This is a genomic window from Mesorhizobium sp. M5C.F.Ca.ET.164.01.1.1, assembly GCF_004792125.1.
Lineage (GTDB): Bacteria > Pseudomonadota > Alphaproteobacteria > Rhizobiales > Rhizobiaceae > Mesorhizobium > Mesorhizobium wenxiniae.
Genome location: NZ_SRTG01000641.1, coordinates 1 through 279, shown reverse-complemented (window position 1 = coordinate 279; position 279 = coordinate 1). Strand labels below are relative to the sequence as shown.

The following is a 279-nucleotide window of genomic DNA, read 5'->3' as shown; positions in this document are numbered from 1 at the left end:
CACGCGGATAAGGGGCTGCGCTTCGCTCATTTTTTTCGGCTCCTGAAAACGTTATGGGCGCCAGCGGCGCCCTACTGGTTGATCACTGCGACGATGCGGGGAAACTCGACGTGCAGCGCCGCCCACTCGGCTTCAGACAGCTTTTCGGCATTGGCGAGGTTGATTGCGTTGCGGGGCTCGCCGCCGTTCCAAAGCTTGCAGAATTTCGGGAAGATGCCGGCCTGGGTATCGACCGCGACGGGTTCGGCGGGGGCTTCGTTCTTGTCGGCCATCTCTGGC

The 279-nt window shown here is 62.0% G+C and carries 1 protein-coding gene; it reads right to left on the bottom strand.

The features are described from left to right. Nucleotides 1-71: 71 nt before the first annotated feature. Nucleotides 72-279 (bottom strand): hypothetical protein (locus tag EN807_RS35105; RefSeq protein WP_210240041.1); only part of this gene is annotated, 208 nt, incomplete at its 5' end.